20 protein-coding genes are annotated in these 20,418 nt (G+C 43.8%); all 20 read right to left on the minus strand.

Annotation, left to right across the window (positions count from 1 at the left end):
* Positions 1-348: a ribosome silencing factor gene (gene rsfS / locus KP625_RS03000; RefSeq protein ID WP_177970139.1), complete on the minus strand. Its 348-nt coding sequence runs from the start codon at positions 346-348 to the stop codon at positions 1-3.
* A 12-nt stretch (positions 349-360) separates the two neighbouring features.
* Positions 361-939 (minus strand): bis(5'-nucleosyl)-tetraphosphatase (symmetrical) YqeK, encoded by a 579-nt coding sequence (gene yqeK, locus KP625_RS03005; protein ID WP_238299204.1) that lies wholly within the window; start codon positions 937-939, stop codon positions 361-363.
* Positions 936-1,589, minus strand: coding sequence for a nicotinate (nicotinamide) nucleotide adenylyltransferase (nadD, locus tag KP625_RS03010; RefSeq protein WP_238299206.1), 654 nt, complete (start codon positions 1,587-1,589; stop codon positions 936-938). Before nadD ends, yqeK begins: the two co-directional genes overlap by 4 nt.
* Position 1,590: 1 nt before the next feature.
* On the minus strand, positions 1,591-1,881 hold the full coding sequence (locus KP625_RS03015) for a YhbY family RNA-binding protein (RefSeq protein WP_021985557.1): 291 nt from the start codon (positions 1,879-1,881) through the stop codon (positions 1,591-1,593).
* A 22-nt stretch (positions 1,882-1,903) separates the two neighbouring features.
* Positions 1,904-3,193 carry a GTPase ObgE gene (obgE, locus tag KP625_RS03020; RefSeq protein ID WP_177970137.1) on the minus strand — a complete coding sequence of 430 codons (1,290 nt, stop codon included), beginning with the start codon at positions 3,191-3,193 and terminating at the stop codon, positions 1,904-1,906.
* A 90-nt stretch (positions 3,194-3,283) separates the two neighbouring features.
* Positions 3,284-3,574 carry a 50S ribosomal protein L27 gene (gene rpmA, locus KP625_RS03025; protein ID WP_196019899.1) on the minus strand — a complete coding sequence of 97 codons (291 nt, stop codon included), beginning with the start codon at positions 3,572-3,574 and terminating at the stop codon, positions 3,284-3,286.
* Positions 3,575-3,579: 5 nt separating this feature from the next.
* On the minus strand, positions 3,580-3,906 hold the full coding sequence (locus KP625_RS03030; RefSeq protein ID WP_238299209.1) for a ribosomal-processing cysteine protease Prp: 327 nt from the start codon (positions 3,904-3,906) through the stop codon (positions 3,580-3,582).
* 8 nt (positions 3,907-3,914) lie between these two features.
* Entirely contained in the window at positions 3,915-4,220 is a 306-nt protein-coding gene (rplU, locus tag KP625_RS03035; RefSeq protein ID WP_021985561.1) for a 50S ribosomal protein L21, read from the minus strand.
* Positions 4,221-4,361: 141 nt separating this feature from the next.
* Positions 4,362-5,549, minus strand: coding sequence for a ribonuclease E/G (locus KP625_RS03040; RefSeq protein WP_238299211.1), 1,188 nt, complete (start codon positions 5,547-5,549; stop codon positions 4,362-4,364).
* Positions 5,550-5,647: 98 nt separating this feature from the next.
* On the minus strand, positions 5,648-6,352 hold the full coding sequence (locus KP625_RS03045; protein ID WP_238299900.1) for a TIGR03936 family radical SAM-associated protein: 705 nt from the start codon (positions 6,350-6,352) through the stop codon (positions 5,648-5,650).
* On the minus strand, positions 6,327-8,198 hold the full coding sequence (locus KP625_RS03050; RefSeq protein WP_238299212.1) for a TIGR03960 family B12-binding radical SAM protein: 1,872 nt from the start codon (positions 8,196-8,198) through the stop codon (positions 6,327-6,329). Before KP625_RS03050 ends, KP625_RS03045 begins: the two co-directional genes overlap by 26 nt.
* A 24-nt stretch (positions 8,199-8,222) precedes the next feature.
* On the minus strand, positions 8,223-9,587 hold the full coding sequence (locus KP625_RS03055; protein WP_177983172.1) for a PFL family protein: 1,365 nt from the start codon (positions 9,585-9,587) through the stop codon (positions 8,223-8,225).
* A gap of 18 nt (positions 9,588-9,605) precedes the next feature.
* A complete protein-coding gene (locus KP625_RS03060) occupies positions 9,606-9,878 on the minus strand; it encodes an ACT domain-containing protein (RefSeq protein WP_238299213.1) in 273 nt (90 codons plus the stop codon).
* 31 nt (positions 9,879-9,909) lie between these two features.
* Positions 9,910-10,707 carry an MBL fold metallo-hydrolase gene (locus tag KP625_RS03065; protein ID WP_238299214.1) on the minus strand — a complete coding sequence of 266 codons (798 nt, stop codon included), beginning with the start codon at positions 10,705-10,707 and terminating at the stop codon, positions 9,910-9,912.
* Positions 10,708-10,710: 3 nt separating this feature from the next.
* Complete coding sequence (locus tag KP625_RS03070; protein WP_238299215.1) at positions 10,711-12,447, minus strand: serine hydrolase domain-containing protein; 1,737 nt, start codon at positions 12,445-12,447, stop codon at positions 10,711-10,713.
* Positions 12,448-12,466: 19 nt separating this feature from the next.
* Positions 12,467-13,639, minus strand: a complete 1,173-nt coding sequence (locus tag KP625_RS03075) for an ASKHA domain-containing protein (protein ID WP_238299216.1) — start codon at positions 13,637-13,639, stop codon at positions 12,467-12,469.
* A 16-nt stretch (positions 13,640-13,655) separates the two neighbouring features.
* Entirely contained in the window at positions 13,656-14,900 is a 1,245-nt protein-coding gene (gene ilvA, locus KP625_RS03080; RefSeq protein ID WP_238299217.1) for a threonine ammonia-lyase, read from the minus strand.
* A gap of 49 nt (positions 14,901-14,949) precedes the next feature.
* Entirely contained in the window at positions 14,950-16,137 is a 1,188-nt protein-coding gene (gene ftsY / locus KP625_RS03085; RefSeq protein WP_370641404.1) for a signal recognition particle-docking protein FtsY, read from the minus strand.
* Positions 16,138-16,150: 13 nt separating this feature from the next.
* Positions 16,151-19,708, minus strand: coding sequence for a chromosome segregation protein SMC (smc, locus tag KP625_RS03090; RefSeq protein WP_238299218.1), 3,558 nt, complete (start codon positions 19,706-19,708; stop codon positions 16,151-16,153).
* A gap of 8 nt (positions 19,709-19,716) precedes the next feature.
* Positions 19,717-20,418: a ribonuclease III gene (gene rnc / locus KP625_RS03095; protein WP_370641405.1), complete on the minus strand. Its 702-nt coding sequence runs from the start codon at positions 20,416-20,418 to the stop codon at positions 19,717-19,719.

The following is a 20,418-nucleotide window of genomic DNA, read 5'->3' on the forward strand; positions in this document are numbered from 1 at the left end:
TTAATATTCCCCCGGTTGTAAAAGCTCTCCATCCCTCCAGATATGATCTAAATCATAGAAGGATCTCTCTTTTTCTGAAAATACATGAATAATTATATCATAATAATCCAGCAAAATCCATCCTCCATTTGCATAACCTTCCCGATTTTTCATTTCCGCACCAGCTTCCCGCATCGCATGCTCCACATTATTGCACATTGCCTGTACCTGATTACGGTTGGAACCATCTGCAATCACCAGATAATCGCACATGGAAGAAATTTCAGATATCCGAATTACACGGATATTATTTCCTTTTTTATCATCAAGCGCTTTTACAATTGTTCGAAGAAATTTATTCTCACCCATATCCTGTCTCCCTTACAGTTCCATATTATGAACTACATAAAAATCATATGTTTTCTGCGTCATATAGTCCATCTCTGCCGTCGTCTTGCTCAGATAATCAAGCGTATTCTTCAATATATGGATCACACAAACATCCAGATTCGTAAAAGCTTCCTTCCGAATTTCTTCCATCTCCGGGAGCATCTTCCGATTTGGTTCAATATAATCCGCAACGAAGATAATTTTATCCAATATTGTCATGTTCGGACGACCGGTTGTATGATACGTAATTGCATCTAAAATCACCTGATCGACCACATCATATTTATATCTTGCATAATACGCTCCAAGTTTCGCGTGCAACATATCTGGGTTCTTCTCCTCATACTTGCTGACCGGAAGTCCATGTTTTCTCGCTTTTTCCAGTTTTGTCTTCGTCGGAAGCCCCTTTGCACAATCATGTAGCAGTCCTGCCACGCGGGCCTTCTCCACATCTTCTCCATACACCATTGCCAGACAGGCCGCAGTATACTCAACTCCAAGAGAATGTGTCAGTCTGGCCGCACTGATTTTTCCCTTTAAACGTGTTAACATTTTTTCTCGTGTCATCATATCTGTCTTCTCCCAGCCTCCTGCTTATAAAGCGCATGTGTTTCTATATACTCTAATACATCGTCCGGTACAAGTCCCTGTATGGATTCTCCCTTAGCGATCCTGGCTCGTATCTCACTCGATGAAACCATAACTTGCGGCATCTTCACATAGGAAATCCGGAATGCCGGATACCTTGTACAAAACTCACGGATATACGTTTCAATCATATCCTGCTGTTTACCCCTCGCGACAACCAGTATCTCACAGAGATCAGCCAGTTGTTCAAACGCATACCACTTGTGTAACTGAAACAACGAATCATCGCCAATCACAAATTCAATCTGAAGCTTCGGATACAACTGTTTCAACCGCGTAAATGTATCCACCGTATATGTGTATCCATCCCGTTTCAATTCAAAGCCACTGACCGAAACCCTTGGAATGTGTGCCATCGCCAGCCGCAGCATATCCAGCCGCATGCTTCCGTCCACAATTGCAGCGTTCTCTTTGTATGCCGGTATATGGTTCGGCATACAGATAAGCTGTTCTATTTTCGGCCGCGTTTTTAAGACCGCCTGTACAATTGCCACATGTCCTGCATGCACCGGGTTAAACGTTCCCCCAAGAATTGCAATCCTATGAAATTGATCAAAATTAACCTCTGCCATCTTATTCCGGTAGAACAATCTTCGGATCTTTCTTTCTCTTCTTATACAATACGATCTTCTTGCCAATGACCTGTACGACCTGACTATGTGTACGCTCTGCCATCACAGCCGCGATTTCCTTCGGATCATCAAGACAGTTTTTCAACACGCCGATTTTCACCAGTTCACGCTTTTCTAATGCCTCACTGACTGCCGTACAGACCTCCGGTGTCAGGCTGGATTTTCCAATATTCATAATCGTATCGGCATTCATTGCCAGACTCTTTAGATAAGCTCTCTGCTTACTTGTCATATTCTTTCCTCTTTCCTTTTCATTAACGATAATAATCAAACTCCAAACCGTACAATCTTACAGTATCTCCCTCTTCAATGCCAAGATCTTCAAGCATCTGCAAGATTCCATTGTCCTTTAAGAAACGCTGAAAGAAAGCAAATCCCTTCTCGGACTCCAGATTCGTATAACCAAGCATCTTCTCGATTCTTGGGCCTTCTACAAGGAATACATGTTCTTCCTCTGACTTTGTTACTTCGAATGGAAGTTCCGGATCATCCATGAACTCAACATCCATCTCCGGAGCAAATTCAATCACCTCATCCGGTGCTTCCTTCACTAATTTATTTACATACCACAGCAATTCCTCAACGCCCTTACCGGATACTGCTGATATTGGAAATACTTTGATTCCCTTTGGTTCATATTCATCTTTCAATAACTGGATGACTGTCTCGTAATCCTCACCATACAATGCATCACACTTATTCGCTGCGATCACCATCGGACGGCTTGCCAATTCTTCATTGTACTGACGCAATTCCTTATTGATTGCCTCGATATCCACAATTGGATCTCTGCCTTCCGTTGATGCAGCATCAACGATGTGAATCAGCACTTTTGTTCGCTCGATGTGACGTAAGAATTCGATTCCAAGTCCTACACCTTCTGATGCCCCTTCGATAATACCCGGAATATCTGCGATTACAAATCCCTGTTTTTCTCCAAGATCTACCACACCGAGATTCGGATTGAGTGTAGTGAAATGGTAGTTTGCAATCTTCGGTTTTGCATTCGTCACACGTGACAGGAATGTAGATTTTCCGACATTCGGAAATCCAACCAGTCCGACATCCGCGATCATCTTAAGCTCCAGAGTTACCCAAAGCTCTTTCGCCGGTTTTCCCGGCTGTGCATATTTCGGTGCCTGCATGACCGATGTCACATACTGACGATTTCCTTTGCCACCTCTGCCGCCTTTGAGCAGCGTCACCGGTTCTGTCTTATTCGACATATCCAGGATTATTTTTCCGGTCTCCGCATCCTTTACAACCGTACCTGCCGGAACCTTCAGTATAATATCTTTTCCGTTGGCACCATGGCAGTTTCTTTTTCCACCTTCCTCTCCATCCTGTGCCACATATTTACGCACATGACGGAAATCCGTAAGCGTATTTAATCCGGGATCTACCACGAAGATAACATCGCCGCCATCACCGCCGTCGCCGCCGTCCGGACCACCATCCGGCACATATAATTCCCGACGAAATGACACATGTCCATCGCCGCCTTTTCCTGATCTTATAAATATTTTCGCTCTATCTGCAAACATGGGACACCCTCCCTCATAAATACGATTACCAAATTAACTCATAAATCCAGAAAAAGCCGGGATATAACTCCCGGCTCTTCTAGTGCTTTCTTACTCAGCTGATTCAACAGGGTATACAGAAGCCTGCTTCTTATCTCTACCCTTTCTCTCGAAACGTAAAACACCATCTACAAGTGCAAATAATGTGTCGTCTCCGCCGATACCAACGTTTACACCAGGATGAATCTTAGTTCCACGCTGTCTGAATAAAATATTACCAGCCTTTACAAACTGTCCGTCTGCTCTCTTAGCGCCAAGTCTCTTAGACTCTGAATCTCTACCGTTCTTAGTAGAACCAACACCCTTCTTATGAGCAAAGAACTGTAAATTCATTCTTAACATAGTCGTTACACCTCCTTGTAGTGTACTTGCAAATACTTCTTTCCGTATTCCTTCTCAATATTGGAAAGTCCCAAATCTAAGGTACGGATCAATAATTGTCCTTGTTCATCGCCACTCGATGAAAACTTAAATTTTATGCTTCCGGAAGAATCCTGCTCGCATACACAAACATTTTCTGTGAGTGCATCTACCGCATTCACTGTATTAATAACAAGCGCTGATACGGAAGCACAGATAATATCTCTGCCTGCGTTCTCATAGCCTGCATGTCCGCTTACCGAAAAACCCCGATAAGTCTTGTCCGGATACATATAAAACATTGCCTGTATCATAGTTTCAATTAAGCGTTGATTGCTTCAATCTTAACCTGAGTAAACGGCTGTCTGTGACCCTGCTTCTTGTGATAGCCGGTCTTTCTCTTGTACTTGTAAACAACAACCTTCTTACCCTTACCTTCACCAAGAACAGTTGCCTTTACAGAAGCGCTCTTGCAAGCATCTCCACAAAGTACATCTTTGTCAGTATTCACTGCAACTACGTCGAATGATACCTCTGAGCCTTCCTCAGCATTAAGCTTCTCTACCTTAATGATATCTCCTTCAGCTACCTTGTACTGCTTTCCGCCTGTTGCTATAATTGCGTACATATGGTTTCCTCCTATTATCATTACTCGCCAGTTTCGGTGCTGCATGATTGCAGACTTGTACCCCACTGTGCGGCACACTCGTATATATTAGCATCTGAATAGATGTTTGTCAACACAAAAAATATAATATTTTGTATTTTTTTATGTCAACTTATTATTTTCAGAAAATACTTCGTGCAATGCACGTTTTCCTTTTTGTCTTGTTAACTCGATAAGACCAAGTTTTGTCATATCTACCACAGTTGTCCGAACCGGATCGGTACGTACAAATTCTGCCAGCCGTTTCACAAGCTCCTGATTGTGTGTGTCTTCCTTCATGTTGATGAAATCAATCATCACAATTCCGGAGACATTCCGCAGGCGAAGCTGTCTTGCAATCTCTTTTGCCGCTTCAATATTGATCTTTAGGAACTGTTCCTCCGCATTTTTCCCTTTGATCGACTTTCCGCTATTGACATCAATCACCGTCATTGCTTCCGTCGGTTCAATCACCAGATACGCCCCGGACTTTAAGTATGCACGCTTTGAAAGTGTCTTCTTAAGCAGACTTGCAAACGAATATCGAAGCGCAAGTGTATATGCATCCGTATAGAGCGGAATCTCCGGGATTGCTTCCGTTACCTCTGAAATATCAGTCACAATCTCCACATCCTGTAACGCATGCATCCGCCGGATATCCTTGATGTATTCGACTTCTGTGTGATACAGGCAGGTATATTGTGTTGCATATTCCGCTTTTTTCATAATTGAATAAAGCAGTCTCGCCTGTGTTTCAATCTCCCGTTCAATCACAGCATCTTCCGCATACTCTGCTTGTGTCCGGATAATACCGCCGATGTCAATCTTTTTTATTCGTTCAGTCTCTACCGCATTCCCTTCCGCCAGATAGAGCTGTGCTTCCTGCTCTGCCAAAAGGATTTTCTGCATCAAAGTCTTTAAATTTTTCTTCCTTGAACTGTCTGTAATCTTGGTGGAAACTCCGACCGGTGCAAAAAGGGTTGTCACCGCATAATCTCCCTGCAACGAAATATCCGTCGTCACCGCATAGCGTTTTGTCTTAATCTTGTCCCGCACAACCTGCACCGTCAGCAGATCACCAACCCTTAATTTCTCACCATGGTAATCGTCCATCGACAGATAACAGCTCTCACCCTTCTGGATATCCACGAACGCTGCATTGATGTTCGGTGACAGGTTCGAGACTCTCGCCCTATAAACATTTCCAAGAATACTGCCATCCTCATAACATCGGATTTCCATTGCTTTTCCATCCTCAAACAGGATACCAAGCTTCTTCTTATTCCATTCTGTAAATACAAACTGCTTCATACTCTCTTATCTGCATACTTACATCATATGTCACCACGCGCCAGCGTGATGACCTGCGCGTGCATCAGCACGCTTCATTATATCATGCAGCACTTCAATTAAAATCTTGTTCCACTTGCAGAAAGCGGCTGTAAATTCTTTTTCTCACCCATGTAGGTCTCCAGCCGATGAATCCGGTAATCATACCGGTTAAACGGTACATCTGCTTCGTTACATATTGCCTCTACGACAAGCTCCGGCTTTAAGTTATCCTTACTTCCGGATGCAAGCAGCATATAGATGCCATCCTTATATTCTTTGATTTCATAGATGAGGGGGCGGATATCCGTCAGTTCCTCTTTGGACTTTGTCTTTTTAATAATCTCAACCTTCTCTTTTCCCGCAAATGCAGGCAATGCCTGCATAAGCTGCGGCATCGTATCATTCTCACATTCATCGTTTTTGTAGATATAATAATCAGACGCAGTCACGATTGCCATCGACGGCTTCGCATTGTCCGGAAGCTCGATGATATCTAACACCTGAATCTCCGGCGGCATCGTTGCATTCAGACGTGCCATCATATCTTCGGTTGTTGTCACACTTTCAAACTCTCCATCAAAATACTCACCATCCGATGTCATACCGAGCGGCATCGGTGCCGCAAAGGAGATCATCTGGTGAGGCGAAAATCCTTTGGAATATGAGACATCCAGTTTTGCACGCCGGATTGCCTTCTGAAAAAAACGCATAATATCGAGATGTCCGATAAACCGGAGACTTCCAAGCTTCGTGTATTTAATTCTTAGCTTCAAAGCAGACACCTCCTCCATATGTGGCAGAACCACAGCCTGAACACTGCATGCGGCAGTTTCCGGTTGTCTTTCCTTCCTGTGCCTTATGCCACTCCTGTAACAGGAACCGACGGCTTACCCCGACATCCAAATGTTCCCATGGGAACACTTCATCATCCGGTCTTTTTCTTGCTGTATAAAATTCAATATCAACATGATGGTTTGCAAATGCATTCTCATACCGCTGCATATCAAAATACTCTGTCCATGCATCGAAGATGCCACCTTGTTCATACACATCTAAGATTGCCGCACCCAGCCTTCGGTCACCTCTAGCGAGCACACCCTCTAATATCGAGATTCCAGCATCGTGATATGAAAACTTCAGACTCTTCTGGTTGCGCTGCGCCCGGAAGGAATCCTTCACATATCTTGCCCGGCGTGTAAATTCGTCCGGCAGGATCATCGGTGCCCATTGGAACGGTGTAAATGGCTTCGGCACAAAATACGATGCCGATGCATTAATCATGACCCGTCCGTTTCTCTTTTCCTTCGGTACATTGTCAAAATACACCTCAGAGATGCGCTCTGCCAGATCTGCAATTCCATACAGATCCTCGTCCGTCTCGGTTGGAAGTCCGAGCATGAAATAAAGTTTCACCTTATCCCAGCCGCCAAGAAACGCCTGTCTGCTTCCCTCGAGCAGATTCTCGTCTGTGATTCCTTTATTGATGACATCACGCAGCCTCTGAGTTCCGGCTTCAGATGCAAATGTCAGGGAAGACTTCTTAATATCCTGCACCTTGCTCATAACATCAAGAGAAAAAGCATCAATACGAAGTGATGGCAGCGACACATTTACATGATCCGTATCACGCAGTGTAATCAGATAATTCAGCAACACATCGAGATCCTCGTAATCACTGGAACTGAGCGAGCTTAACGAAATCTCCTCGTAACCGGTATTATCGAGCATCGTACGAGCATATGCTTTAAGCATCTCCACATTCTTCTGCCGCGTCGGACGATAGATCATTCCCGCCTGACAGAACCTGCAGCCACGGATACAGCCACGCATGATTTCTAAGCAGACACGATCCTGGGTTGCGCGGATATACGGCACAACCGGCTTCATCGGATATGATACGTTTTCAAAATCAACAACAACCTGACGCTTTACCTTCGCCGGTACATCCTCATATTTCGGTACAACCTGCCTGATGGTTCCATCTTCCTGATACGAAACCTCGTACATGGACGGCACATAAATACCAGGAATCGAAGATGCTTTCCTTAAGAAATCTTCCCGGCTCATATCCGAGTGCTTGTATTGTTTGTACAAATCAAGCAATGCATCATAGCTTGTCTCACCCTCTCCGATATAGAAGATATCAAAGAAATCTGCCATTGGCTCCGGATTCACCGTACATGGTCCACCACCGATCACGATCGGATGCTCCTTCGTACGCTCCTTCGCAAGCAGCGGGATACCGGATAAGTCAATCACCTGTAATATATTCGTATAACACATCTCATACTGGATTGTGATTGCAAGCCAGTCAAACTCTGAGATTGTCGTCTGGGTCTCCAAAGAAAAAAGCGGAATCTGTTCTTTCCGCATAATCGCATCCAAGTCCGGCCACGGGCTGTACACACGCTCGCAATACACGTCCTTTCTGCGGTTAAACATGTCATATAAGATCTGAATCCCAAGATACGACATGCCAATCTCATAGACATCCGGAAAGCACATGGCAATCCGGACATCTACATCACCTAAGTTCTTACGAACCATATTTACTTCATTTCCGATATAACGGGCCGGCTTTTCAATCTGCATCAAAACCCGTTCCGGAAGTGCTAATCTTTGTTCCATTCAATCTGACCTTTATTATTAATATTAGTTCTTAAAGCTGTGGATTGGTGCCGGGATTCTTCCGCCACGATTGATAAATGCATCGCAGGAATACTGGTTTACCGGCATGATTGGGGCATAGCCGAGCAATCCACCAAACTCTGCCTTATCACCAACCGTCTTTCCGATTACCGGGATAATACGGACAGCCGTTGTCTTCTGATTTACCATGCCAAGTGCCATCTCATCTGCGATAATACCGGAAATTGTCGTCGCCTTTGTATCACCGGGGATTGCAAGCATATCCAGGCCTACAGAGCAGACACAGGTCATTGCCTCAAGCTTCTCGATTGTAAGTGCTCCTGCCTCTACCGCATCAATCATACGCTGATCCTCGCTGACCGGAATAAACGCGCCGGAAAGTCCACCGACATAGGAAGATGCCATGACGCCGCCCTTCTTTACCTGATCGTTCAGCATGGCAAGTGCCGCTGTCGTACCGGGTGCACCGGAAAATTCCAAGCCAATCTCCTCTAAGATCTCACCAACACTATCACCGACTGCAGGTGTTGGAGCAAGGGAAAGATCGATAATACCAAACGGAACACCCAGTCTTGCAGATGCTTCCTTCGCTACAAGCTGTCCAACTCTTGTGATCTTAAATGCAGTCTTCTTGATTGTCTCACAGAGCACCTCGAAATTCTCACCGCGCACTGCCTCAAGTGCTGCCTTTACAACACCCGGGCCGCTAACACCGACGTTAATGATGCAATCCGCCTCTGTAACACCATGGAATGCACCTGCCATAAATGGGTTGTCATCCGGTGCATTACAGAATACAACAAACTTTGCACAACCGATGGAATCCTGATCCTTCGTAAGCTCTGCTGTCTCCAATACAATTTCACCGATCAGCTTGACTGCATCCATATTAATACCGGTCTTTGTGGAACCGGTATTGACGGAAGAACAAACCTTCCCGGTCTTGGCAAGTGCCTTTGGAATGGAACGGATCAAAAGTTCATCTGCCTTTGTCATACTCTTTGAAACAAGGGCTGAATATCCACCGATAAAATTAACACCCACCTTATCTGCCGCACGATCGAGTGTCTTTGCAATCTCAACGAAATCATCACTTGTCTTGCAGACACTGCCACCTACCAGTGCGATTGGTGTAACAGATATACGCTTATTTACGATAGGTATACCATATTTCTTGGAAATCTCTTCTCCTGTATAAACCAGATCCTTTGCCTTTGTTGTAATTTTATTATAGATATTATCACAGGTTTCCTTAAGCGTACCACCCACGCAGTCAAGCAGGCTGATACCCATCGTGATCGTACGGACATCAAGATTCATCCGGGAGATCATTGCATTGGTTTCAATTACTTCATTTATGCTAATCATTTGCTTTCCTCCATCCAATTACAGTCTGTGCATCATGTCAAAGATTTCTTCCTGCTGTGCCTTAATCTGCACACCAAGTTCTCCTCCGATACCAGCAAGATCCTCCGCAATCTGGTCATGGTCTTTGGATGCAGCCTCTGCGTTTACAACCATCATCATGTTGAAATAGCCATCTACGATTGTCTGGGCAATATCCAGGATATTGATATTGTTCTCGGCAAGGTATACACACACTTTTGCAATAATACCGACTCTGTCTTTTCCTACTACCGTGATAATTGTTTTCTTCATCTTACTCTTCCTCCGTGTATTTAAAATATACTTAAATATCAAGCAGCGCACTGTGTGTATCTCTGTTTGCCACCTGCAAATGAAAATCCCTCACATCATCTGTGAACGGGTTTCCTTCTAACTCCGCCGCAACTGCCGCGTAGGCAAGCTCCGGCAAGTTATTTTCCTTTGACAAATGTCCAAGAAAAATAGTTTTTATATGATCATTGAGCACTGCGCGGATCAGTTTTCCTCCCGCTTCGTTACACAAATGTCCATAACTGCTTAGAATTCGCTGCTTAGTCGAATACGGATACGGTCCTACCTGCAGCATGCGGATATCATGATTGGCCTCCACTAAAAGTGCATCAGCATCTTTGAGTGCCTGTACCATATAGCCATCATAACCACCCATATCAGTTGCGACAACAATCTTCTTTTCCCCACATAACAGACTATAGCAAACCGGATCGGCTGCATCGTGCCATGTGCTGTGTGCCCGGACTTCAATATTTCCAACCATAAATGGTTCGTCCGGTTTAATACTGTGAAACAATTCATAATCAAGTGTTCCAAGACTTGTCGTGTATTTGATTTCCTCTATTGTCGCTTCTGTCGCATAAATCGGAATACCATATGCTCTTGATATTACACCGAGGCCGCGTATATGGTCAATATGTTCATGTGTAATCACGATACCTTTAATGTCTGTAAACGTCCGGTCTACATCCTGTAGCGCATCTGATATTTTCTTCTTGCTGACACCGACATCAACTAATATCCCTGTATTTTCACTGCCAACGTATGTGCAGTTTCCACTGCTCCCACTGGCAATTGTCATCATCTTCATAGTTTATCTCGCGATTCCCTCACTCTCCGGGAATAACACTTTCTTCATTTTTTCTTTTAGAAATGCAGAATCCTTCCACCGTCCCAGCTTCTTTGTGCGCTGCATCATCACTTCCCCAAACAATTTCTCCATAAACTTCACAAGGTTCGGCGTACCGACTGCCCGGATCTTTACCTTATCTCCTTCAAACCGCAGATCGATCACCTTGTTTGCAACCTCCTCGAGATAAATGATGCGGATCTTCAATCCAAATCCTTTCTCCGTTCGATCCATCAGCTCACAGCCCGCTGCAACCGGAAGTTTCTTTCCACCGATATCTAAGATCTGATAGATATATGGATGTGCCGACAGATACCCGACGCGGATATGATACACCTTTTTTCCATCCCGCACATGCAGTACCAGGTATTCCTTTTTGTACGAGATGCCCAGCTGCTCGATGCCTGTCATATACAGAGAATAAAACATCTGATTCGCATTTGGCAGGATACTTGATGCATAATCGGTCACATCGTAGGTTCTGCCTGTATATGGCTTTACCACACGTTCTATATAGGCTGCATACGCCGGATCAAGCTGCTTTGCATTCTTTTGATACCGTTTTTCTGCAATATAGTTTTGAACTGTATCTCCAATTGCAGCAAATGGTTTACGGATAAAGGTCTCTTCCTCTGCTACAAATTTACAGATTCTCGAAATCAGATGTCCCTCCGGAAATACTTCATAGCCACCTGCGGTACAAGCAATCACCAGATTTTTTTTCTGATTAATGTAGACATTCTGTCCAAATACACCATTGAACAGCCATGCACCATCTTTTAAGCACCAGATTTGATAACCGTATCCCTTGGTAAGCGTTGTATCTTCAAACTCCACATGCGTCTGTGTCGATTCTCGGATCCATGCCTTGCTTAAAAGCTGGATGCGCTTTCCATCCCGGATGATGGCTCCATTATTTAAATATAATTCACCAAGTTTTACCATATCCTGCAGGGAAAGTTTCATGCCCCAGCCACCGCGTTCGATGCCCTTCGGGCAACAGTCCCATGTGATATTATGGATGCCGAGCGGACGAAGCAGACGGGATTTCAAATAGGCAAGCATGGAACATCCCGCCCGTCTCGTCACGATTGCAGCAAGCATATAGGTATTTAAGCTATTATACGTAAAATCTGTCCCCGGTGCAAAGCTTACATCACTGCCGATAAATGCCTTGCGCCAGTCCTCCGCAAAATACGAGCTTACCTCATCGAATTTTACGCCGGCAGTCATTGTAAGCAGATGCTTCACCGTGACTTCCTTCATTGCCTTCTTCGTGAAAAGTCCGGTGTACTCCGGGAAGATATCCACCAGCTTCTCATCCAGCGACAAAAGTCCTTCTTCCATCGCAAGTCCGACTGCCATGGATGTCACCGATTTGCACATAGAAAATGATACATGCCGGTATCCTGCACCATAAGGCGGTACATAATGCTCCGCCACAAGCTTTCCATCCTTCAAAATTGCGATTCCGGCAAGTCCTACCTTTTTGTCCTCTGCAAGAGAACAAATAAAAGCATGTACTTTCGGCAGATTGATATTTGCAGCAAGTGGATTGCAGACTTTTTTGTTTTCTGCTGTATAAGCAGGCACAAAATGCTTGTTATCATTTCCATGATAGATTGGCAGATTCGACTTTTTTGTCGTTACCATATCATAAAACATATCAACCAACTTTATTTTTAATCCACGTTGTTCCATCGGCAATCTCCCATTTCATTTATGTAAGACGGACGAAGCTGCAGGCATCAATCAAATTATCCTGAAATCCTTCCACTTGTGTCAGGTCAATCACCTGAATTTTTTCCCGATATTCTTCAAAATCATGGCTTAATGGTCCATGCACCAGAAGATCCACAGCTCCTGCCAGTGATGTATTTCCAACCACTTCCATTTTATCCATAAAGTCTTGTGGCATCATACCAAGATCAATAGCATCCCGTGCATTCAGGTAAAATCCGAACCCTCCGGCAATATATACCGTATCAACATCCTTTGCATGAAGCCCTGCTGTCCTTAACAGGCACTTGATTCCGGCATATACTGCCGCTTTTGCAAGCATAATAGACTGCAATATTTCCGAATTAATGCTGATTCCATGAATCACAATACCACTATCCAGAAACTCTTCTGCCAGTGTTCCGTTTGCATGAATCTTCTCCAACCGTCTGCCAAGCGCGATTGCTTCAAGCAGACTGTTTCCATAAGCATGCTGCTTTCTTGCACATCCCTCGAATGCCGGACCACACGCAGTACTTGTCGCCAGATACCGTTCACCGTCCTTTAAGACCATCTCACCATTTGTACCAAGATCTAAAAGCAGATATCGTTGTGGCACATCTTTATTCCAGTTCTTCTCGATATGCATCAAACCGGCAATCACATCTCCGCCTAAGAAAGCACTACTGCAGCCGGCCAGAAATACATTACAATCTTCTTCTAAGAACTCCGGATATTCTTCCTCTATCTCTGCCATCCGCGCATCCTTAAACAATTCCTGCCCCGGCATGATTACACTGCCATGTAAGATTGTCGGAAACGGAGCTTCACCCATATCTGAAATATCATAACCAAGCAAAATACTGATCATAGTTGTATTTCCGGTAATTGCTGCTGCATCAAGCTTTACAAGCTCATGTTCCTGCTCTGTATGCTCTACCTTTTTCTTTAAATCAGCAAGCATTTCCTGTAACAGTTCCACAATTGCGGATACTGCCTGTTCGCGCATCTTCATCAGATAATCAATATCTCTTTTTACTGTCAGTATTCGATTTATCACATCGCTGCCATATAAACGCTGTGGATTTTTTATGCTTCGCTGCGCAAGCACACCTTTATCCTCAGCATCGATCAGGCAGCTGTCAACCATGGTAGAACCTAGGTCTACCGCCATATATATGTGCCTCATCTTAGAATATCGCCTTCGGTTTCTTCTCAATTGGACGATATCCCTGATCCGAAAGTACACGCAGAATCTGTTCCTTGTGTTCCGGTCCAAACGCTTCAATCGTAATTACAAGTTCCACAGCGGAATTACGATTGATTGTTACAAACTGATTGTGTTCCAACTTGATGATATTTCCATTTTCTCCGGCAATCACACCTGCGACACGCTGCAGTTCACCCGGCTTATCCGGAAGTAATACAGATACGGTAAAGATACGGCTTCTCGCGATCAGACCATGCTGTACAACAGAGGAGAATGTAATCACATCCATATTACCACCACTTAAGATGCTGACAACCTTCTGTCCCTTCGGTTCAAGGTGTTTCAGCGCTGCAACCGTAAGCAGACCACTGTTTTCAACAAGCATCTTATGATTCTCTAACATATCCAGGAATGATACAATCAATTCACTGTCCTCTACCGTAATAATATCATCGAGATTTTCCTTCAGATATGGGAAAATCTTTGTTCCCGGTGTCTTTACAGCGGTACCGTCTGCAATCGTATCAACCTTTGGCAATGTTGTTACTTTATCATTTGCAAGGGATGCTTTAAGACAAGCTGCTCCTGCAGGCTCCACACCTATTACCTTGATGTTTGGATTGAGCATCTTAGCAAGTGTTGATACACCTGTTGCAAGTCCGCCACCACCAACCGGCACTAATATAATGTCTACAAACGGAAGATCCTTTAAGATTTCCATTGCTACGGTACTCTGTCCGGTTGCAACATCCAAATCATCAAACGGATGAATAAATGTATATCCTTTTTCTTCTGCAAGCTTCAATGCATACTGACAGGCATCGTCATAGACATCTCCATACAATACTACCTCAGCGCCATATGACTTCGTACGGTTTACCTTGATAAGTGGTGTGGACGTAGGCATAACAATCGTTGCTTTCACGCCATATGCCTTTGCAGCATACGCAACCCCCTGTGCATGGTTTCCTGCGGATGCAGTGATAAGGCCTTTCTTACGGTCTGCATCGGACAACGTACTAATCTTATAATATGCACCACGAATCTTATAAGCTCCTGTCACCTGCATATTCTCCGGCTTCAAATATACTTTATTACCGCAAGATTGTGAGAAAAATTCACTCTCAATCAGCCCGGTCGGTTTCGTCACTTTCTTCACAATCTCATATGCCTGCTCGAATTTCCCGAGTGTCAGTTTCTGTTCTGCCTGAGTTTTTTCTGCCATTTTTTATCCTTCTTTCCTGTGTGTTTCTTCTTAAAATATCCAATCAAACTTATTTCACATCAAATAAATCATCGTCCTTCGGAATACTCTCTATATTCTCATCCACGAGAATCTCTACATCCGAACGCATATCAAAATCTGCAAACAACGCATTCACATAGCTGTTCGGATCAAACTTCTGAAGATCATCAATCTGCTCACCGATACCAATGTATTTAACCGGAACATTAAGTTCAGACTGAATTGCAATTGCAATACCACCCTTTGCGGTTCCGTCCAGTTTCGTAATAATAATACCATTAATCTCGGTCACTGAACTAAATTGTCTTGCCTGTTCCAATGCATTCTGTCCGGTTGTACCATCTAATACGATTAAAGATTCTACATTTGCTTCCGGATATTCCCTCGTGATGATACGGCGCATCTTCGCAAGTTCATCCATCAAATTCTTCTTGTTGTGCAGACGTCCGGCTGTATCAATCAGCAAAATATCTGTATTTCTGCTCTTAGCTGCTGCAACTGCATCATAGACCACTGCCGATGGATCTGCACCTTCATTTTGTGCAATAATATCTACACCGGCACGATTTGCCCACGTCTTTAATTGATCAATTGCCGCTGCTCGGAATGTATCTGCCGCCGCCATCAGCACCTTCTTGCCACGTGCCTTATACTGAGCCGCCAACTTTCCAATGGATGTCGTCTTTCCAACACCATTAACACCAATTACAAGTACAACCGTTTTTTTGTTTTCAAAATCATATGCCGTCTCATCAACCTGCATCTGATCTCTTATAATGTTGATTACCAGGTCGCGGCATGCCTGTGCTTCCTTGATGTGTTCTTCCTTGACACGTGCCTTCAGATCCTCGACGATCCGCTCTGTTGTCTCATAGCCCATATCGGACATCACCAGTGTCTCTTCGAGTTCATCATAGAAATCATCATCAAGCTCACTCGCCTTAAACAGGTTATTGAAGCTGTCAGAGATACTGTTACGAGTCTTCGTAAGTCCTTCTTTCAAACGTGTAAAGAAACCTTTCTTTTGTGGAATCGGAGCCTCTTCCGGTATCGTTGTCTGGCTTTCCGAGCTTATCGCCTCCACAGATATTTCAGTTTCTTCCGTAGCCTGCATTTCTTCTGTGTCTGTGCGTTCCTCTGCAACAGCTTCCTGTATCTGTAATACCTGTTCCTCTTCTGTAGTTTCCCCTTTTTTCTTCTTGGTAAACCAACCCATATCTTACACCTCCTTAATCATCCAATTCATTTTCTATCATATTTACCGATACGAGTGTCGAAACGCCCTTTTCCTGCATTGTAATACCGTACAGAATATCCGCCGCTTCCATCGTACCTTTACGGTGTGTAATAACAATAAACTGTGTATCCTTCGTCAGTTTGGACAGATATTTGGCAAATCGCTTGACATTTGAATCATCAAGTGCCGCCTCAATCTCATCCAGAAGGCAGAACGGAGATGGTTTTAAGCTCTGAATTGCAAAGAGCAGCGAAATCGCTGTCAAACTCTTCTCCCCACCGGAAAGCTGCATCATATTCTGTAGTTTTTTCCCCGGCGGCTGTGCGATGATTTTGATTCCTGTCTCCAGAAGATCTTCCTCATCTACAAGTTCGAGATCAGCCTTACCACCTCCGAACAGCTCCTTGAATACCTTCGAGAACATCACGCGGATCTCCTTGAATTTCTCTGCAAACTGTTCCCGCATTGCACGGTCAAGCTCTGCAATGATATTTACCAGATTTGCCTCTGCCTTACAGATGTCGTCATGCTGTCCTTTTAAGAACTCATATCGCTCGGATACCTGCTTATAATCTTCTATGGCATTGACATTGACATCACCGAGCTGTTTGATTTTATTCTTCACCGCGGAAATCTCCCGCTTGAGTGATGAGATATCGTTGAATCCGGCATCCTTATAGTCAAGTGCCAGATTATAGGTCAGCTCATATTCTTCCCACATATAATTATTCAGGTTTTCTGCCTGTTCGGACAGCTTCTCAATCGACGCATTGATTTTGAATGCCGATTTGTCCAATCCGTTAATCTGCTCCGACAATTCCTCACGTTTATGGAAGAATTCTTTGTGACTCTCGTTCAAAGCATCTTTACCGGAAATGAGTTCTTCCAGCTTCTTCTCCTTGATTGCAATCATACGAATGTTTTCATCAAACTGCTGTTTTAAGATGTCTGTCCGATTCGTGAGCGTCGTAACCTCTTCGTTACCATTATTCCGCTTCAGATTGAGCGTCTGCAGATTTTCCTTTGCAGCCTGCTCCTCTGTTTTGATACGGTGAATATTCTGCATCAGGAACTCGTATTGCTGCTGTACAGTATTGAACTCCAGATTCAACTTGTTAATCAAATCTGAAGCGCCCTGCAGTTTGCCTTTTTCCTCGATCACTGCCTGCTCAAGCTTTGCAATCTCTGCTTCCAGTTCGTGAATGGCTTCCTCCTGTTTCTGATTGTTATCCTTTAACTCCTGCTTATTTGCATTGATCTCATCAATTTGCGCTGCAAGCTCACTATTCTCCCGGTTAATACTTCCAAATCCACGTTCTACCTCGGCAAGCTTTTCCTGTACCTGTTCAAGATTCAGCGTATATGTATTCATACGAATATTCATATTCTGAATTCCAGTATTTAACGCATCTCGAATTTTCTTTTGTTTTTCCCGGTCTTCCGTCAAAAATGTGATCTGCTTTTTATGTTCCTCTAACTGCACTGAAAGATTCTCGATCTGTTCATCGATTTCTTCAAGTTCCCTCTTTCGTCCAAGCAGATTCGATGAATTTTTAAATGCTCCACCCGTCAGTGCACCGCCCGGATTGATCAGTTCTCCCTCCAGTGTTACAATACGCAGACTCTGTTTATATTTTTTTGCAAGTGTCATTGCATGGTCAATATTGTCAACAACCACAATTCGTCCAAGCAAATGCCCAATAATAGACTGGAATTTCTTATCATATCCAACCAGTTCCGACGCGATACCTATGACCCCTGACTCACGCTTTATATCTCCGTTGACACCGGAACGATCCACAATCGACTGAATCGGAAGAAACGTCGCACGTCCATACCGATTCTGCTTCAGATACGCGATCATATTCTTGGCAGTTACATCATCTTCGGTAACAATATTCTGAATACTTCCACCAAGCGCTGTCTCAATTGCCGTCTCATACCGCTTATCTACCTGTATAATATCTGCCACAACACCGACAATCTTCGGATTCTTCGCCTTCTGTTCCATAACACGTCGGATACTGTTTCCATAGCCTTCATAACGTTCTGTCAGATTACGCAAGGCTTCCTTCTTAGATTTCAGGCTGACAATCCGGTTGCTCGTCTCCGTAACGCCCCTGCGATTTTCTTCCAGCTTCTGACTGTGATCGCCAATCAAATTCTGGACAGATGCAAATTGTCCGTTTTTCTCGTGCAATTCACTTTCTAATTCTTTGATGCCGGACGAAAGCTGTATCTCCTCCGATTTTGCTTTTTCCTGTTCACTTGTATATTCCAGCAGCCGTTTCTTAAGTTCCGTCTTGCGAAGGTTGATATTTTCGAGCATCGTGTCGTATCTGCCAACCTTAGCCTTTAATGTACCACCTTCATTTAAATATTCTATAATATCACTTTTTGCAGTTTCAATCGCCTGTTCCTTGGCTGCTATTCCCTGTTCCAGATCGTGATACTGTTTTTTTGCATCATCAAGCACATCATCTGCATGGTCAAGCTTCTCGTCCAACTGGGATTTTTCTTCGTATAACCCGGCTAGATCTGCTTTGTGCTTTTCTAAATTCTTTGTCTCTTTCTCAATCTGTTCCTGAAGTCCCGCATCGCTTTGCTGATATGAGAGAATCTGTTGATTGATGACATTCATCTCGCCTTCTAACCGCTGATTGCTAAGCTTCTTCTCATGAATTTCGTTTTTTGATGCATCAATCTTCTCATTGTAGGATTCCAACTGCTGTTCAATGCGTTCATATTCATCCTTCGCTGCCTCAAACTCATCTTTCAATCTGGATGCATCGGTTTCCACGACAGAAAGCTTCTCCTCGTAAGATTCCAGCTTTACCTGTGTGTCATCAACATCTAAAAGAAACGCATTAATATCCAGTTTTTTCAATTCGTCCTTGAAAATCAGGTATTTTCTCGCCGTTTCCGACTGCTCCTTCAATGGACCGACCTGTTTTTCCAATTCCCCGAGAATGTCCTTCACACGGGAGAGATTTGCCCGTTCATTTTCCAGCGACTTCTCAGTGGCCGCCTTATTTTTCTTATACTTTACAATTCCGGCTGCCTCATCAAACAACTCCCGACGTTCCTCAGGTTTACCGGACAAAATTCGTTCAATCTGTCCCTGTCCGATAATCGAATATCCCTCTTTACCGATACCGGTATCGAAGAACAGCGAATTGACATCCTTCAAACGGCTGACCACTCCATTGATTAGGTACTCACTCTCTCCGGAACGATACACGCGTCTTGCAACTGTTACCTCATTATAATCTATCGGCAGGCTGTGGTCGCTGTTATCGAGTGTAATTGCCACATACGCAGATCCCTGCGGTTTCCGAAGCTCCGTACCGGAGAAAATAACATCCTCCATCTTAGAACCACGCAGCTGCTTTGCACTCTGTTCACCAAGCACCCAGCGCACAGCATCGCCAACATTACTCTTACCCGAGCCATTTGGTCCGACAATGCCCGTAATCCCATTATTAAACTTAAATATTATCTTATTTGCAAAAGACTTAAATCCATATATTTCTATACTTTTTAAATACATACATTACCTTACCTTTTTTTCGTCGACTGGTGCAGCATTTCCAGTGTTTCAAATGCAGCATATTGCTCTGCTGTTTTTTTTGAATGCGCCACCTTACGAGACATTTCTTTTCCATTCAGGACAACACGCACCGTAAATTGCTTATTGTGATCCGGTCCTTCTTCTGCCAGCAGTTCATATGTAAGATCCAGCTTATGTTTCTGCACATATTCCTGCAGCTTCGATTTTGCATCATGGAATCGCTGTTTATGTTCAATATCCTGTAACAAAAAGTTTTTAACATAAGTTGCTGCCTGTTTTAATCCTCCATCCAGATAGATTGCACCCAACACAGATTCAAACAAGTCACATAAGATAGAATCCCTGTTTGCACCACCCGTCTGCTGTTCGCCCTTACTAAAACGCGCATGTTCTCCGAGTTTCAAATCCCGGGCAATCTTAGACAATGTAAACTCACATACCAGACTGGAACGAAGCTTTGAAAGATCTCCCTCCGGCATGTCCGGATAATGTTCAAACAAATATTTACTGACGATAAACTCCAAAATCGCATCGCCTAAAAACTCATATCGCTCATAGGACATATATCGTCCAATCATCTTTTCATTCACAAAAGATTTATGTGTAATTGCTGTTTCTAAATATTTTTTATCCTGAAAAGAATATCCAATCAGCGTTTCTAATTCACTGAGTGATTCTTCCATCTCCAT

Origin of the sequence: Eubacterium sp. MSJ-33 (assembly GCF_022174665.1) — a bacterium.
In the GTDB taxonomy this organism is placed as follows: domain Bacteria; phylum Bacillota; class Clostridia; order Lachnospirales; family Lachnospiraceae; genus Coprococcus_C.

Excerpts from the sequence above, each read along its gene's own strand:
- KP625_RS03060 (WP_238299213.1), bottom strand. The coding sequence starts at position 9,878 with ATGAAGAAAACAATTATCACGGTAGTAGGAAAAGACAGAGTCGGTATT.
- ilvA (WP_238299217.1), bottom strand. The coding sequence starts at position 14,900 with ATGGCAGAAAAAACTCAGGCAGAACAGAAACTGACACTCGGGAAATTC.
- obgE (WP_177970137.1), bottom strand. The coding sequence starts at position 3,193 with ATGTTTGCAGATAGAGCGAAAATATTTATAAGATCAGGAAAAGGCGGC.
- KP625_RS03050 (WP_238299212.1), bottom strand. The coding sequence starts at position 8,198 with ATGGAACAAAGATTAGCACTTCCGGAACGGGTTTTGATGCAGATTGAA.
- smc (WP_238299218.1), bottom strand. The coding sequence starts at position 19,708 with ATGTATTTAAAAAGTATAGAAATATATGGATTTAAGTCTTTTGCAAAT.
- KP625_RS03075 (WP_238299216.1), bottom strand. The coding sequence starts at position 13,639 with ATGGCGGTAGACCTAGGTTCTACCATGGTTGACAGCTGCCTGATCGAT.
- rsfS (WP_177970139.1), bottom strand. The coding sequence starts at position 348 with ATGGGTGAGAATAAATTTCTTCGAACAATTGTAAAAGCGCTTGATGAT.
- yqeK (WP_238299204.1), bottom strand. The coding sequence starts at position 939 with ATGATGACACGAGAAAAAATGTTAACACGTTTAAAGGGAAAAATCAGT.
- rnc (WP_370641405.1), bottom strand. The coding sequence starts at position 20,418 with ATGGAGATGGAAGAATCACTCAGTGAATTAGAAACGCTGATTGGATAT.
- KP625_RS03070 (WP_238299215.1), bottom strand. The coding sequence starts at position 12,447 with ATGGAACAACGTGGATTAAAAATAAAGTTGGTTGATATGTTTTATGAT.
- rpmA (WP_196019899.1), bottom strand. The coding sequence starts at position 3,574 with ATGTTAAGAATGAATTTACAGTTCTTTGCTCATAAGAAGGGTGTTGGT.
- KP625_RS03040 (WP_238299211.1), bottom strand. The coding sequence starts at position 5,549 with ATGAAGCAGTTTGTATTTACAGAATGGAATAAGAAGAAGCTTGGTATC.
- KP625_RS03055 (WP_177983172.1), bottom strand. The coding sequence starts at position 9,587 with ATGATTAGCATAAATGAAGTAATTGAAACCAATGCAATGATCTCCCGG.
- ftsY (WP_370641404.1), bottom strand. The coding sequence starts at position 16,137 with ATGGGTTGGTTTACCAAGAAGAAAAAAGGGGAAACTACAGAAGAGGAA.
- KP625_RS03065 (WP_238299214.1), bottom strand. The coding sequence starts at position 10,707 with ATGAAGATGATGACAATTGCCAGTGGGAGCAGTGGAAACTGCACATAC.
- KP625_RS03030 (WP_238299209.1), bottom strand. The coding sequence starts at position 3,906 with ATGATACAGGCAATGTTTTATATGTATCCGGACAAGACTTATCGGGGT.
- nadD (WP_238299206.1), bottom strand. The coding sequence starts at position 1,589 with ATGGCAGAGGTTAATTTTGATCAATTTCATAGGATTGCAATTCTTGGG.
- KP625_RS03015 (WP_021985557.1), bottom strand. The coding sequence starts at position 1,881 with ATGACAAGTAAGCAGAGAGCTTATCTAAAGAGTCTGGCAATGAATGCC.
- rplU (WP_021985561.1), bottom strand. The coding sequence starts at position 4,220 with ATGTACGCAATTATAGCAACAGGCGGAAAGCAGTACAAGGTAGCTGAA.